This is a genomic window from Blastococcus aurantiacus (assembly GCF_900102425.1).
In the GTDB taxonomy this organism is placed as follows: Bacteria; Actinomycetota; Actinomycetes; order Mycobacteriales; family Geodermatophilaceae; genus Blastococcus; species Blastococcus aurantiacus.
Genome location: NZ_FNBT01000008.1, coordinates 26,052 through 39,697, shown reverse-complemented (window position 1 = coordinate 39,697; position 13,646 = coordinate 26,052). Strand labels below are relative to the sequence as shown.

At 73.2% G+C, this 13,646-nt stretch carries 14 protein-coding genes; 13 read left to right on the top strand and 1 reads right to left on the bottom strand.

The window, feature by feature from the left end; all coding sequences use genetic code 11:
* The first annotated feature begins 110 nt into the window (after nucleotides 1-110).
* The 8 genes from sucC (at nucleotide 111) to BLS70_RS15820 (ending at nucleotide 8,489) form a co-directional block, all read left to right on the top strand.
* Entirely contained in the window at nucleotides 111-1,274 is a 1,164-nt protein-coding gene (gene sucC / locus BLS70_RS15855; RefSeq protein ID WP_091769991.1) for an ADP-forming succinate--CoA ligase subunit beta, read from the top strand.
* Nucleotides 1,275-1,300: 26 nt separating this feature from the next.
* Entirely contained in the window at nucleotides 1,301-2,179 is an 879-nt protein-coding gene (gene sucD, locus BLS70_RS15850) for a succinate--CoA ligase subunit alpha (protein ID WP_091769989.1), read from the top strand.
* Between the two features lie 172 nt (nucleotides 2,180-2,351).
* The gene (locus BLS70_RS15845; RefSeq protein ID WP_143030432.1) at nucleotides 2,352-3,110 is read left to right on the top strand and encodes a hypothetical protein; all 759 of its coding nucleotides are present in this window, start codon (nucleotides 2,352-2,354) and stop codon (nucleotides 3,108-3,110) included.
* A 203-nt stretch (nucleotides 3,111-3,313) separates the two neighbouring features.
* Nucleotides 3,314-4,261, top strand: a complete 948-nt coding sequence (locus tag BLS70_RS20870; RefSeq protein ID WP_091769985.1) for a hypothetical protein — start codon at nucleotides 3,314-3,316, stop codon at nucleotides 4,259-4,261.
* A 121-nt stretch (nucleotides 4,262-4,382) separates the two neighbouring features.
* On the top strand, nucleotides 4,383-5,579 hold the full coding sequence (locus BLS70_RS15835) for a cell division protein PerM (RefSeq protein ID WP_091769983.1): 1,197 nt from the start codon (nucleotides 4,383-4,385) through the stop codon (nucleotides 5,577-5,579).
* Nucleotides 5,580-5,644: 65 nt separating this feature from the next.
* Nucleotides 5,645-6,259: a phosphoribosylglycinamide formyltransferase gene (gene purN / locus BLS70_RS15830; RefSeq protein ID WP_091769981.1), complete on the top strand. Its 615-nt coding sequence runs from the start codon at nucleotides 5,645-5,647 to the stop codon at nucleotides 6,257-6,259.
* A complete protein-coding gene (purH, locus tag BLS70_RS15825) occupies nucleotides 6,256-7,809 on the top strand; it encodes a bifunctional phosphoribosylaminoimidazolecarboxamide formyltransferase/IMP cyclohydrolase (protein WP_091769978.1) in 1,554 nt (517 codons plus the stop codon). Before purN ends, purH begins: the two co-directional genes overlap by 4 nt.
* Nucleotides 7,809-8,489 carry a pentapeptide repeat-containing protein gene (locus BLS70_RS15820; RefSeq protein WP_255362515.1) on the top strand — a complete coding sequence of 227 codons (681 nt, stop codon included), beginning with the start codon at nucleotides 7,809-7,811 and terminating at the stop codon, nucleotides 8,487-8,489. The genes purH and BLS70_RS15820 overlap by 1 nt, the downstream gene beginning before the upstream one ends.
* On the opposite strand, the gene BLS70_RS15815 is transcribed toward BLS70_RS15820, so the two are convergent.
* Nucleotides 8,486-9,013: a hypothetical protein gene (locus BLS70_RS15815; RefSeq protein WP_176946447.1), complete on the bottom strand. Its 528-nt coding sequence runs from the start codon at nucleotides 9,011-9,013 to the stop codon at nucleotides 8,486-8,488. The genes BLS70_RS15820 and BLS70_RS15815 overlap by 4 nt on opposite strands.
* Before the next feature lie 95 nt (nucleotides 9,014-9,108).
* Between BLS70_RS15815 and BLS70_RS15810 the strand changes: the two genes are divergently transcribed.
* The 5 genes from BLS70_RS15810 (at nucleotide 9,109) to BLS70_RS15790 (ending at nucleotide 13,635) form a co-directional block, all read left to right on the top strand.
* Nucleotides 9,109-9,978: a bifunctional methylenetetrahydrofolate dehydrogenase/methenyltetrahydrofolate cyclohydrolase gene (locus BLS70_RS15810; RefSeq protein WP_091769976.1), complete on the top strand. Its 870-nt coding sequence runs from the start codon at nucleotides 9,109-9,111 to the stop codon at nucleotides 9,976-9,978.
* Nucleotides 9,975-10,286 (top strand): DUF3017 domain-containing protein, encoded by a 312-nt coding sequence (locus BLS70_RS15805; protein ID WP_091769974.1) that lies wholly within the window; start codon nucleotides 9,975-9,977, stop codon nucleotides 10,284-10,286. Before BLS70_RS15810 ends, BLS70_RS15805 begins: the two co-directional genes overlap by 4 nt.
* A 50-nt stretch (nucleotides 10,287-10,336) precedes the next feature.
* Nucleotides 10,337-11,290 carry a malate dehydrogenase gene (mdh, locus tag BLS70_RS15800; RefSeq protein ID WP_091769971.1) on the top strand — a complete coding sequence of 318 codons (954 nt, stop codon included), beginning with the start codon at nucleotides 10,337-10,339 and terminating at the stop codon, nucleotides 11,288-11,290.
* 38 nt (nucleotides 11,291-11,328) lie between these two features.
* Complete coding sequence (locus BLS70_RS15795) at nucleotides 11,329-12,543, top strand: NADP-dependent isocitrate dehydrogenase (RefSeq protein ID WP_091769969.1); 1,215 nt, start codon at nucleotides 11,329-11,331, stop codon at nucleotides 12,541-12,543.
* Nucleotides 12,544-12,741: 198 nt separating this feature from the next.
* Nucleotides 12,742-13,635, top strand: a complete 894-nt coding sequence (locus tag BLS70_RS15790) for a hypothetical protein (RefSeq protein ID WP_143030431.1) — start codon at nucleotides 12,742-12,744, stop codon at nucleotides 13,633-13,635.
* Nucleotides 13,636-13,646: the final 11 nt, after the last annotated feature.

Here is a 13,646-nt window from a genome sequence, read left to right as displayed (position 1 = left end):
CACGTTCCCCCTGCGAAGGGTGAAGCAGCCTGTGATGCACCCCACGCCGGACCCGTATCTACAACGCCCGGGGCAGCGATCCGGTTACGGGCGGGCTACGGTCCCTGTTCGTGGATCTCTTCGAGTACCAGGCCCGTGACCTGTTGGCCTCGCACGGCGTCCCCGTGCTCCCCGGCGGTGTCGCCGAGACGCCCGAGCAGGCGGAGGCGATCGCCCGCGAGATCGGGCAGACCGTCGTCGTCAAGGCGCAGGTGAAGGTGGGCGGCCGCGGCAAGGCCGGTGGCGTCAAGCTCGCCGACAACCCCGAGGACGCCAAGGCGCGCGCCCAGGACATCCTCGGGCTGGACATCAAGGGGCACATCACGCACCGCGTGATGGTCGCCCAGGCCAGTGACATCGCCGAGGAGTACTACTTCTCCTACCTCCTCGACCGCTCCAACCGCACCTTCCTGGCCATGGCCTCCAAGGAGGGCGGCATGGAGATCGAGCAGCTCGCCGTCGAGCGCCCGGAGGCGCTGGCCCGCATCCCCGTCGACGCCAGCGTCGGTGTGGACGCCGCCAAGGCCGCCGAGATCGTGGACGCCGCCGGGTTCGCCCCCGAGGTGCGCGACCAGGTCATCGCCATCGCCGTGCAGCTGTGGGACGCGTTCTCCAAGGAGGACGCCACCCTGGTCGAGGTCAACCCGCTGGCCAAGGCGCCCGACGGCACCGTGCTGGCGCTCGACGCCAAGATCACGCTGGACGAGAACGCCGGCTTCCGGCAGCCCGCCCACGAGGCGCTCGAGGACGCCGCCGCCGCCGACCCGCTCGAGGCCGCGGCCAAGGAGAAGGACCTCAACTACGTCAAGCTCGAGGGCGAGGTCGGGATCATCGGCAACGGTGCCGGCCTGGTCATGAGCACGCTCGACGTCGTCGCCTACGCCGGCGAGGAGTTCGGCGGGGTCCGCCCGGCCAACTTCCTCGACATCGGTGGTGGCGCCTCCGCCGAGGTCATGGCCAACGGCCTGGGGATCATCCTCAGCGACCCCGCCGTGAAGAGCGTCTTCGTCAACGTCTTCGGTGGCATCACCGCCTGCGACGCCGTCGCCAACGGCATCGTCGCCGCCCTGCAGCAGCTCGGCGACCAGGCCACCAAGCCGCTGGTGGTCCGTCTCGACGGCAACAACGTCGAGGAGGGCCGGCGCATCCTCGCCGAGGCCAACCACCCGCTCGTGACCGTGGTCGACACGATGGACGGCGCTGCGCGCCGGGCCGCCGAGCTCGCCGCCGCCTGAAGCCCTAGCGAACAGGACCTGTAGAGATGTCGATCTTCCTCAACGAGAACAGCAAGGTCATCGTCCAGGGCATGACCGGCTCCGAGGGCATGAAGCACACGTCGCGGATGCTGGCCTCCGGCACCGCGATCGTCGGCGGCGTGAACCCCCGCAAGGCCGGCACCAGCGTCGACTTCGACGGCACCAGCGTGCCGGTGTTCGGCTCGGTCGCCGACGCCATGAAGGAGACCGGCGCCGACGTCAGCGTCATCTTCGTGCCGCCGCCGTTCGCCAAGGCCGCCGCCATCGAGGCCGTGGACGCGCAGATCGGGCTCGCGGTGATCATCACCGAGGGCATCCCGGTGCACGACTCGACCTACGTCTGGGCGCACGCGCAGGGTGGTGCGACCCGCATCATCGGTCCGAACTGCCCCGGCCTGATCAGCCCCGGGCGCAGCAACGCCGGCATCATCCCGGCCAACATCACCAAGCAGGGCAAGATCGGCCTGGTGTCGAAGTCGGGCACGCTGACCTACCAGATGATGTACGAGCTGCGGGACATCGGTTTCTCCACCGCGGTCGGCATCGGTGGCGACCCGGTCATCGGCACCACGCACATCGACTGCCTCCAGGCCTTCCAGGACGACCCGGAGACCGAGGCCATCGTGATGATCGGTGAGATCGGTGGCGACGCCGAGGAGCGGGCCGCCGACTTCGTCAAGGCCAACGTCACCAAGCCCGTCGTCGGCTACGTCGCCGGCTTCACCGCTCCCGAGGGCAAGACGATGGGCCACGCCGGCGCCATCGTCTCCGGCTCGGCCGGTACCGCGCAGGCGAAGCAGGAGGCCCTCGAGGCCGCCGGTGTCCGCGTCGGCAAGACGCCGTCCGAGACCGCGCAGCTCATGCGGGAGATCATCGGCGGCTGACGCGCCAGCAGCTCAGGACTGCCCGGTGACCGCAGCTGCGGTCACCGGGCAGTGCTGCGTCCCGGGGCGGTACCGGAACGAGACGCCGCGCACGGGTGTCTTGCGCCGGGCTGACGGACGGGACCAGCATCCACCTCGCGAACATCCTGCACTCCTGCGAGGAGCCCCCGCGATGACGTCCAGCCAGCCTCCGCAACCGCCGGTGGGCGGCCAGCCCCCGCAGGGCTCCCCGCAGCCGGGCTACGGGCCCCCGCCAGGTTCCCAGCCGGCGGCCGGCCCGCCACCGGGGCACTCCGCCTACGGGCAGCCGTCGAACACCGGTGGGACCGATGTGTCGTTCGACCCGAAGCGGCTGAAGATGGCGGACTACGCCATCGCCGGCCTCACGCTGCTCTTCCTCGTCCTCAGCTTCTTCACCTGGTACGACTTCGGCGACGACTTCTTCGGCGTCGACGTCAGCGTCAGCGGGTGGACCGACGGACAGGTCAAGTTCGCCTTCTTCCTGTTCCTGCTGGCCACCGTCTGGGCGCTGCTGCCCGCGGTGACCCACCTCGAGGTCGGCTTCCCCCGGTCCCTGGTCACGGTCGGCCTGGCTGCCCTGGGGTTCCTGCTCACGCTCTTCGCCTGGTTCGACACCTTCGACTTCGAGTTCTCGATCTTCGCCCTGCTCGGGATGCTGACCGCTGCGGCGATCCTCGGGTTCGCCGTCCTCTCGCTGCTGCCCGAACTGCGCAACGGCCCGGCGATGCCGGGCGCCCTGTCGGGCGCCGCGCAGTGGGCGAACCGGCCCGCGTCGGGTGCCGGGCAGGACGCGCGGTCGCACGGCCAGCCGGGCCCGCCGCCGGCGCAGCCCCCGACGTACCGCCCGCCCGGCTCCCCGGGGCAGCCGGGCGCCCCCGGCGGACCGGACCGCCCCGGAGGCCCGGCCTGACCGGTTCCTGACGCACGTGCCGACGAGGGTCGGCGGCTGCCCTGCCGCCGGCCCTCGTCGCTGTGCCAGGCTCGTCGAGCGCGGCGGGCGACGGCCTCGTTCCCGCCACGAACGGGGAGTGTGCGGCCGGTGAGGTTGCCAGTGCTGGGCGACTCCTCGAACATGCGTTCAGTGATCGAACGACTACTGAGGAGTGGCCCGAGATGACCAGTCAGCCCCCGCCGCCCTCCGGCGGACCCGGGCAGCCGGGCCCCGGCGAGCAGCCACCCCAGCGGCCGTGGGGTCAGCAGCCCGCGCAGCCGCAGCAACCCTTGGGTCAGCAGCCGCAGCAACCCTGGGGTCAGCAGCCGCAGCAACCGTGGGGTCAGCAGCCCCAGCAGCCGTGGGGCCAGCAGCCCCCGCAGGGCGGGTACGCCCAGCCCGGCCACGGCGCTCCCGGCGGCTCGAAGACCTCGGCGGACTTCTCGAAGGTGGGCCGCTACGAGCGCCTCATCGCCGGTTCGGCGCTGCTGTTCACCCTCTTCCTGATCCTGCCCTGGTACGGCTTCGACGACGAAGGCCTCGAGGACGTCGACGCCTCCACCAACGGGTTCAGCGACACCATCGGGTTCGGTGACTTCACCTTCGACGTCGGCTACGCGACCTGGCCGGCGGTCCTCGCCTGGCTGCTGCTGCTGGCCGCCGCGGTGTGGGTGCTGCTCCCGGCGTTCACCACGGTGCGGGTGCCCGTGCCCCGCAGCTTCGTCACCGCCGGCCTGACCGGCCTGGCCGCCGTGCTGTTCCTCATCACCTGGATCGACCAGCTCGGCCTCAGCGACGGCGCGGACGACGACGCCGGCTTCAGCATCGTCGCCTTCCTCGCCCTGCTGACCGTGCTCGCCGCGGCGGTCCTCGCCGTGCTGCGGCTGCTTCCGGACCTGCGCGCCCGGAAGGCCGGGGGCGGCCAGGTGCCGGGGGCCCCGCCGGCGACCGGCCAGCCGCCGCAGGGGTACGGCCAGCCGCCGCAGGGCTACGGGCAGGCGCCGCAGCAGCCGCCCTACCAGCAGCAGCCGTACCAGCAGCCGTACCAGCAGCCGTACCAGGGGGAGCAGCCGCCGCCGGGCGTGCCGCCGACCCCGCCGCCGGCACCGGGCCCGCAGGGCCCGGCCTGACCGGTGTCCCGGCACGACCCACGAGGGTCGGCGGCATCCTGCCGCCGGCCCTCGTCGCTTTGTCGGGCTCGTCGGGCGCGTGCGCCGACCACGGGTGGCGCGGCCTTGGCAGAGTGGACCCGTGGTCTCGTTGCTGGCACGCCTGCCCCGCTCGGGTCGGGACGGCGGGGAGGCGGCCCGGCCCCTCCCGCTGGTCTGGACCGCGCTCGCCGCGGCCGGGGCCGTGTCGGCGGCCGGTCTCGCGGTCCTGGCGCTGGCCGTCGGGGTGGTCTCCACCCTCGACCCCACCGGCGGGTCCGGGGTCGGCGGATCGGTGCTGCTGGCCGGCCGGCTGTGGCTGCTCGCGCAGGGGACGGACCTCACCGTGGCCTCCGGTCCGATCGCCCTCGCCCCGCTGCTGCTGACGATCGGCATCGCGTGGGGTCTGGCCGGCGCGGGCCGCGTCGTGGTGCGCGCTTCCGCTCCCTCCGGTGCGCGGGCCGCGATCGGTGCGGCCGGCGTCCTGGCCGGCGCACACGTCGTCCTCACCGCCGTCCTGGCCTTCGTGGTCGACGGGCCGGGCGCCGAGGTGGGGCTGCCGCGGGCCCTCCTGGGCAGCGCCCTCCTGTCGGCCGCGGCGGCCGGCTGGGGAGTGGGCCGGGAGTCGGGGCTGCTGGACGCGGCCCTCGACCGGCTGCCCACCCAGACCGGTCCGGTGCTGCGCGGCGTCCTGGCCGGCCTCCTCACCGCGCTCGCCCTGTGCCTCGCCGTGGTGGCGGTCGCGCTGGCCGCCGACGCCGACGGGTACGCCGCGGTGTCCGGTCGGCTCGGCGGGGCCGGGGCGGGTGCGCTCGGCCTGCTCGGCCTCTGCGTGCTGCTGCTCCCCAACGCCGCGGGGGCGGTCCTGGGCCTCGCCGCGGGCCCGGGGTTCTCCGTGGGCAGCGGCACGCTCGTCTCGGTGCACGGCGTGACGCTGGGCCCGGTGCCGGCGCTGCCGCTGTTCGCGGCGCTGCCCGACACCCAGGCCGTGCCCCTGCTCGCCTTCGCGTCGCAGGCCGTGCCCGTGCTCGCGGGGCTCGTCGCCGGCCGGACGCTGGCCCGCCGCTTCTCCGCCCGCGACGGCGGATCGGTCGTGGCGGGGCTGGGCGGCGTCCTCGCCGGCGTGCTGCTCGGCGTGGTGTGCGGTGTCCTCGTCTGGGCAGCCGGCGGCTCGCTGGGCGACGGCGCCCTCGCCCACGTGGGGGCACCGCCGGTCGCGACCGGGGTGGCGATCGCGGCCCAGGCCGGTATCGCCGCAGCGCTCGCGGCGGCGGTCACGCGCTGGCGCGCCTCCGCCTGAACGGCCCCCCCGGAGGTCTGGACCGAGCCTGTCAGGGGTGGACGGGGTCCTTGTAGGGTCGCGGGGTGGGCGGCCCCGGGCGATCGACGTCTCGGGCGCGGGTCGTCGTCCTCATCTCCGGCACCGGCTCGCTGTGCGCGGCGCTGCTCGACGCGACGGAGGACCCGGCCTACCCCGCCGACGTCGTCGCCGTGGGAGCCGACCGTCCCGCTCCGGGGCTCGAGCACGCCCGTCGCCGCGGCGTCCCCACCTTTGTCTGCGCGCTGGGGGACCACCCCGACCGCTCCGCGTGGGACCGGGCCCTGGCCGCGGGGATCGCCGCGTTCGAGCCCGACCTCGTCGTCTCCGCCGGCTTCATGAAGATCGTCGGACCGGCGGTGCTCGACGCCTTCGAGGGTCGGCTGATCAACACGCACCCCGCGCTGCTGCCCGCCTTCCCCGGCGCGCACGCGGTGCGCGACGCGCTGGCCGCGGGTGCGACCGTGACGGGGTCGACCGTGCACCTGGTCGACGCCGGCGTGGACACCGGGCCGGTGCTGGCCCAGCGCGAGGTGCCCGTCCTGCCCGGCGACGACGAACCCCGACTGCACGAACGCATCAAGGCCGTGGAGCGCGAGCTCCTGGTGGAGACGGTGGCCCGGATGGCGGCCACCGAACGAGAGGACGAGAGCTCCCGATGAGCGACCGCAGCCCGATCCGCCGCGCCCTGCTGGGCGTGTACGACAAGACCGGCATCGAGGAGCTGGCCCGCGGGCTGGCCGGCGCCGGCGTGGAGCTGGTGAGCACCGGTGCGACCGCGCGCCGGATCGCCGACGCCGGCATCCCGGTCACCCCGGTCGAGCAGGTGACCGGCTTCCCGGAGTGCCTGGACGGGCGGGTCAAGACCCTGCACCCCTCGGTGCACGCCGGCATCCTGGCCGACCGCCGCCGTCCCGAGCACGTCGCGCAGCTCGAGGAACTGGGCATCGCCGCGTTCGACCTCGTCGTGGTGAACCTCTACCCGTTCACCGAGACGGTGGCCTCCGGCGCCTCGCCCGACGAGTGCGTCGAGCAGATCGACATCGGCGGGCCGGCGATGGTGCGCGCCGCGGCGAAGAACCACCCCTCGGTGGCCGTCGTCGTCGACCCGGCCCGGTACGACGACGTGCTGGCCGCCGTGTCCGAGGGGGGCTTCTCCCTCGAGCAGCGCCGTCGCCTGGCGGTGGCCGCCTTCCGGCACACCGCGTCCTACGACATCGCCGTCGCCTCCTGGATGGGCAGCGTCCTCGCGCCCGACGGGGAGTCGGACTTCCCGGAGTGGGTCGCCGCGAGCTGGGAGCGGGCCGACGTGCTGCGCTACGGGGAGAACCCGCACCAGGGCGCCGCCCTTTACCGCGGCTCCGTCCAGCCGGGCCTGGCCCACGCCGAGCAGCTGCACGGCAAGGCCATGTCCTACAACAACTACGTCGACACCGACGCCGCCTGGCGGGCCGCCCACGACCACGCCGACCCCTGCGTGGCGATCATCAAGCACGCCAACCCGTGCGGCATCGCCGTCGGCCCCGACATCGCCGCCGCGCACCGCAAGGCGCACGCCTGCGACCCGCTCTCGGCGTTCGGCGGGGTCATCGCGGCCAACCGCGAGATCGACCTGACCATGGCCGAGCAGGTCGCCGAGGTGTTCACCGAGGTCGTCGTCGCCCCGGCGTTCACCGACGACGCCGTCCGGGTGCTGACCGGGAAGAAGAACATCCGGCTGCTGCGCCTGCCGCACCTGCCCGGTGCGGCCACGGAGCTGCGGCCGATCAGCGGCGGGCTGCTGCTGCAGGCCACCGACCGCATCGACGCCCCCGGCGACGACCCGACGAGCTGGACGCTCGCCGCCGGCGAGCCCCTGGACGCCGCCGGCCTGGACGACCTCGTCTTCGCCTGGCGCGCGGTGCGCGCGGTGAAGAGCAACGCGATCCTGCTGGCCCACGACCGGGCCACGGTCGGCGTCGGCATGGGGCAGGTGAACCGGGTGGACTCCGCGCGGCTGGCCGTCTCGCGCGCGGGGGAGCGGGCCACCGGGTCGGTCGCTGCCTCCGACGCGTTCTTCCCCTTCGCCGACGGGCTGCAGGTGCTGCTGGACGCCGGCGTGCGCGCCGTCGTCCAGCCCGGCGGGTCGGTGCGCGACGAGGAGGTCGTCGCAGCGGCGGCCGCTGCGGGCGTGCCGCTCTACCTGACCGGCACCCGCCACTTCGCCCATTGATGAAGGACCCCCTCGCCCCCCGTCCCTCGCAGGCTCGGGTCGGGTCCCTGCGAGGGGGCCGGCCGCACGTCGGTCCGCCGGAGGCCGGTGCGGTCGTCGAGGGCGAGGACTTCGCCCGGGTCGACTGGTGGGGCGCCGAGCTCGACGCGGTCACGTTCACCCGCTGCCGGTTCGACGACGCCTCGCTCGAGGAGCTCGTCACCCGCCGGTGCGTGTTCGACGACTGCGTGCTCACCGGTGTGCGGCTGAGCGGGTCACGGCACTCCGGGACGGCGTTCCTCTCGTGCCGGTTCGACCGCGCCACCCTCATCGACGTGACCTGGGAGGGCTGCAAGCTGACCGGCTCGCAGTTCCCGGGGGCGCACCTGCGGCCCATGACGTCGACCGACTGCGACTGGAGCTACGTCAACCTGCGGGCCGCCGACCTGTCGGGCCTCGACCTGTCGGGTCAGCGGCTGCGCGAGGCCGACCTCACCGACGCCGACCTGCGGGAGTGCGACCTGACCGGCGCGGACCTGGACCGGGCCCGCCTGCAGGGCACCAGGCTCCGCGGCACCGACCTGCGCGGCGCATCGATGGACGAGGTCAACTGGCTGTCCTTCGAGCTGACCGGCGTGCGGCTGGACCTGGTGCAGGCGGTGCAGGTGGCCCGCGCCCACGGCGCCCTCGTGGCCGACTAGCGGTACTTCCTGCCCGTCAGCAGGGCCTTGAGGCTGCCGAGCACGCCGAGGACGGCGACGGCGACTGCGCACCAGAAGCCCGGCCCGAAGAAGTCCAGCTCCCAGTCGGCGTCCTGGAGCGGTACGACCACCGCCCACACGATCACGCCGCTCACCACCAGCCCGAGCAGGCCGAGGAAGCGGTGCGACCGGGCCGGGAGCCACATCAGGATCCCGAGCAGCAGCAGGACGCCGCCGCCCAGCACGACAGCGAGCGGCTGCCACAGGCCGTTGTCCACGATTCCGCCGAGGTCCTCGAACCCGTCCCGCACCAGGTCCAGGCCGGTGCCGTCCTCGTCCGCCAGCCAGTCGAGCACCAGGCTCACCGCGGCGGCGATTCCGGCGAGGATGAGCAGCAGCCCGCCCAGGCTCTCCGGCCCGCGCCGGGCGACCGGCTCGGCCGAGTACGCCGGTGCCGTGGTCCCGCCGGGCGGGGGACCGGAGGCCGCCGTCGATCCGAGGGGGGTCTGTTCGCGTTCGGTCATCGCGCACCTCCGGCCGGGCGGGCGAGGAAGGGCCCGCCACGACGGAGCCTAGGACCGTGACGCGGGCGGCGGGAGCTCTCGGGCACACTGTTCACGTGCCCGCGACGATCCTGGACGGCAAGGCGACGGCGGCGGCGATCCGCTCGGAACTGACCGGACGGGTGGCCGCGCTCGCCGACGCCGGTCATCGTCCCGGCCTCGGCACGCTGCTGGTCGGGGACGACCCGGGCAGCCGCTGGTACGTCAACGCCAAGCACTCCGACTGCGCCCAGGTCGGCATCGCCAGCATCCAGCGCGAGCTGCCGGCCACGGCCACGCTCGCCGACGTCCTCGCCGTCGTCGAGGAGCTCAACGCCGATCCCGCGTGCACCGGCTACATCGTCCAGCTGCCCCTGCCCGCCGGCATCGACGAGAGCGTCGTCCTCGAGGCGATGGACCCGGCGAAGGACGCCGACGGCCTGCACCCGGTCAACCTCGGCCGGCTGGTGCTCAACGTCCCGGGCGCGCTGCCCTGCACCCCGGTGGGCATCATCGAGCTGCTCCGCCGCTACGAGGTCCCGATCGCCGGCGCCGAGGTCGTGGTCATCGGCCGCGGCATCACCGTCGGGCGCCCGCTCGGGCTGCTGCTGACCCGCCGCACGGAGAACGCGACGGTGACGCTCTGCCACACCGGCACCCGCGACCTCGCCGCGCACGTGCGCTCGGCCGACATCGTGGTCGCCGCGGCCGGCGTGCCGGGGCTGATCACCGCCGACCTGGTCAAGCCGGGCGCCGCCGTCCTGGACGTCGGCGTCAGCCGGGTCGACGGCAAGATCGCCGGCGACGTCGCCAAGGACGTCGTGGAGGTGGCCGGGCACGTGGCACCCAACCCGGGGGGCGTCGGCCCGATGACCCGCGCGATGCTGCTCCAGAACGTCGTCCTGGCCGCCGAGCAGGCGGCCGCCCGCGAGGCACTCACCGCGTGACCGAGGGCCGGCCGCCGCTCTACGTCCGGCGCCCGTTCGTCGCCGGGCTGGTGCGCCAGCTGCCCCTGCTCGCGGTGCTGGCGGTGGTCGCGGTGGGGCTGACGCTGGTCGCCGTCGAGCACTGGCGCAGGGGGCTCACGGTCATGGGTCTGGCCCTCGTGGGGGCAGCGCTCCTGCGCCTGTTCCTGCCGGAGCGGCGGGTGGGCTTCCTCGCCGTGCGCAGCCGGCCGGTGGACGTCGTCCTGCTCGCGGCGGCCGGCCTCGCGCTCACCACCATCTCGCTGGCCATCCCCAGTCTCGAGTACTGACGCGCAACCCGCTGAGGCGCGACGGCGTGCACGGCGCTAGGTTGGCGGCCATGGCAGACAAGCCTCGGAACGGCAAGGTCACCGTGGTGGGTGCCGGCTTCTACGGCTCCACGACTGCTCTCCGTCTCGCGGAGTACGACATCTTCGAGACCGTCGTCCTCACCGACATCGTCGAGGGCAAGCCCGAGGGCCTGGCCCTCGACATGAACCAGTCGCGGCCGATCGAGGGCTTCGAGACCCGGGTGGTCGGCATCGGGGGCGGGTCCTACGAGGGCACCGAGAACTCCGACGTCGTCGTCATCACCGCCGGTCTGCCGCGCAAGCCGGGCATGAGCCGGATGGATCTCATCGAGACCAACGCGAAGATCGTGCGCGAGGTCGCGGAGAAGGTCGCCGCCGCCTCGCCGGACGCCGTCCTCATCGTGGTGTCCAACCCGCTGGACGAGATGACCGCTCTCGCCCAGCTGGCCAGCCAGTTCCCGAAGCACCGGGTGATGGGCCAGGCCGGCATGCTCGACACCGCGCGCTTCACCAACTTCGTGGCCGAGGAGGCCGGCGTCCCGATCTCGTCGGTGCGCACGCTCACCCTCGGCTCGCACGGCGACACGATGGTCCCGGTGCCCTCGCGGTGCACGGTGGACGGCAAGCCGCTGACCGAGGTGCTCGCCGCCGACAGGATCGAGCACCTCGTCGACCGCACCCGCAACGGCGGCGCGGAGGTGGTGGCCCTGCTCAAGACCGGCTCGGCCTACTTCGCCCCGTCGGCCGCGGCGGCCCGCATGGCCCGCGCGGTCATGGAGGACTCCGGCGCGGTCATGCCGGTGTGCGCGTGGGTCGACGGCGAGTACGGGATCAACGGCGTCTACCTGGGCGTCGAGGCCGAGATCGGCCGAGAAGGAGTGCGGACGGTCGTCGAGGGCGACCTGTCCGAGAGCGAGCTGGCCGGGCTGCGCGATGCAGCCGAGGCCGTGCGCGCCAAGCAGGCTGACATAGCCGACCTCTGAGCGAACGCTCGGAGCAGCAGAGAGTAAGGAACCAGTACGTGGCGAAGATCAAGGTCGAGGGCACCGTCGTCGAGCTCGACGGCGACGAGATGACCCGGATCATCTGGCAATTCATCAAGGACCAGCTGATCCTCCCGTACCTCGACGTGAACCTGGAGTACTACGACCTCGGCATCGAGCACCGCGACGCCACCGACGACCAGGTCACCGTCGACTCCGCCAACGCCATCAAGAAGCACGGCGTCGGCGTCAAGTGCGCGACGATCACCCCGGACGAGGCGCGGGTCGAGGAGTTCGGCCTGAAGAAGATGTGGCGCTCCCCGAACGGGACGATCCGCAACATCCTCGGCGGCGTCATCTTCCGCGAGCCGATCATCATGCAGAACGTGCCGCGTCTGGTGCCCGGCTGGACCAAGCCGATCATCGTCGGCCGCCACGCCTTCGGTGACCAGTACCGCGCCACCGACTTCAAGTTCCCCTCGGCGGGCACCCTGACGGTGACGTTCACGCCGTCCGACGGCTCCGAGCCGATCGAGCACGAGGTCTTCCAGGCCCCCGGCGCCGGCGTCTCGCTGTCGATGTACAACCTCGACGAGTCCATCCGCGACTTCGCGAAGGCCTCGCTGAACTACGGCCTCGACCGCGGCTACCCGGTCTACCTCTCCACGAAGAACACGATCCTCAAGGCCTACGACGGCCGGTTCAAGGACATCTTCGAGGAGGTCTTCCAGGCCGAGTTCAAGGAGAAGTTCGACGCCGCCGGCATCACCTACGAGCACCGGCTGATCGACGACATGGTCGCCGCCTCGCTCAAGTGGGAGGGCGGCTATGTCTGGGCCTGCAAGAACTACGACGGTGACGTGCAGTCCGACACCGTGGCGCAGGGCTTCGGCTCGCTCGGGCTCATGACCTCGGTGCTCGCCACCCCGGACGGCCGCACGGTCGAGGCCGAGGCCGCGCACGGCACGGTGACCCGGCACTACCGCCAGCACCAGCAGGGCAAGGAGACCTCGACCAACCCGATCGCGTCGATCTTCGCCTGGACCCGGGGTCTGGCCCACCGCGGCAAGCTGGACGGCACCCCCGAGGTGACCCGGTTCGCCGAGACGCTGGAGAAGGTATGCATCGACACCGTCGAGAGCGGTCAGATGACCAAGGACCTCGCGCTGCTGATCTCCAAGGACAGCCCGTGGCTCACGACCCAGGACTTCCTGGCCGCCATCGACGCCAACCTCCAGAAGGCCATGGCCTGAGGTAGCGCCTGACGAACGACGGCCCCCGTACCTCTCCGGGTACGGGGGCCGTCGCGCGCCCGGGGCCCCTCACGGACACGCGAGTACCAACTGCGGGGAAAGTGGGCCTCGCACCGGCCCGGGAAGGCCAACTTCCCGGTACTCGGCGCCTGTGGACGGCGACAGCGCACACCTGCCGGGCTGCGACACCCTGGCCCGGTGCCTCGCCCCCGCGAGCCGCCGGAACTCGTCGGTTGCGTGTTCCGGGCGCGCGACGTGGTCCACGACAGCCTGCTCACCCACGATGCGCTGCGGAGTCAGGCATGGCGGCGGCTGTACCGCGGTGTCTACGCGGACGCAGACCTCCCGGACTCGCTCGACGTCCGTATCCGCGGAGCGCGTCTCATCTCGCCGTCCACGGCCGTCTTCAGCGGACGCACCGCGGCCCACCTGCACGGCGCGCCCGAGCTCGCCGACCGGCGTGGGTTGCCGGTCGAGGTCACGGTGCCCGCGGGGGTGCGGTTCGGGCCGGTCCGCGGGCTCCAGGTACGCCGGGTCGACCTACCCGTCTCCGACGTCGCCCGAGTCGGGGAGTGGCGGTGCACCACCGGCCTGCGGACGGCGCTGGACATCGCCCGGTGGGATCCGCTGCCGGATGCGGTGGCAGCCCTGGACCTCCTGCTGGCGCGCGGCGTCGTGGCGGAAGTGGCCCTGCGCGAGCCGGCGGCATCGCGGGACGGCCGCGGATCGCGGCAGGCTCGGAGGGCGGTGGAACTGTCGGATGCGCGGGCCGAGTCGCAGCCGGAATCGAGGCTGCGCGTGATCCTGACGCTCGCCGGCCTGCCGCCTGTCCCGCAATGCGTGGTGAGAGGCCAGGGCGGCGAGTTCCTCGCACGTGTCGACCTCGGCTATCCGGAGCTACGGGTGGCCGTGGAGTACGACGGTGCCTGGCACGCCGGGAACGGGCAGTTCGTGCGTGACCGCCGCCGGCTGAACCTGCTCACTGCTGCCGGCTGGGCCGTCCTGCACGTCACGTCGGCCGATCTGCGGGATACCGCGCTCCTGGTCGAGCGGGTTCGGGCGCTGCTCCGCCGTGCAACTACGGGGAAGTAGGCCCTCGCTCG

What these genes read in the sequence shown, in the direction of transcription:
- sucD (WP_091769989.1), top strand. Translation starts at nt 1,301, where the DNA reads ATGTCGATCTTCCTCAACGAGAACAGCAAGGTCATCGTCCAGGGCATG.
- BLS70_RS15845 (WP_143030432.1), top strand. Translation starts at nt 2,352, where the DNA reads ATGACGTCCAGCCAGCCTCCGCAACCGCCGGTGGGCGGCCAGCCCCCG.
- BLS70_RS20870 (WP_091769985.1), top strand. Translation starts at nt 3,314, where the DNA reads ATGACCAGTCAGCCCCCGCCGCCCTCCGGCGGACCCGGGCAGCCGGGC.
- purH (WP_091769978.1), top strand. Translation starts at nt 6,256, where the DNA reads ATGAGCGACCGCAGCCCGATCCGCCGCGCCCTGCTGGGCGTGTACGAC.
- BLS70_RS15820 (WP_255362515.1), top strand. Translation starts at nt 7,809, where the DNA reads ATGAAGGACCCCCTCGCCCCCCGTCCCTCGCAGGCTCGGGTCGGGTCC.
- BLS70_RS15815 (WP_176946447.1), bottom strand. Translation starts at nt 9,013, where the DNA reads ATGACCGAACGCGAACAGACCCCCCTCGGATCGACGGCGGCCTCCGGT.
- mdh (WP_091769971.1), top strand. Translation starts at nt 10,337, where the DNA reads ATGGCAGACAAGCCTCGGAACGGCAAGGTCACCGTGGTGGGTGCCGGC.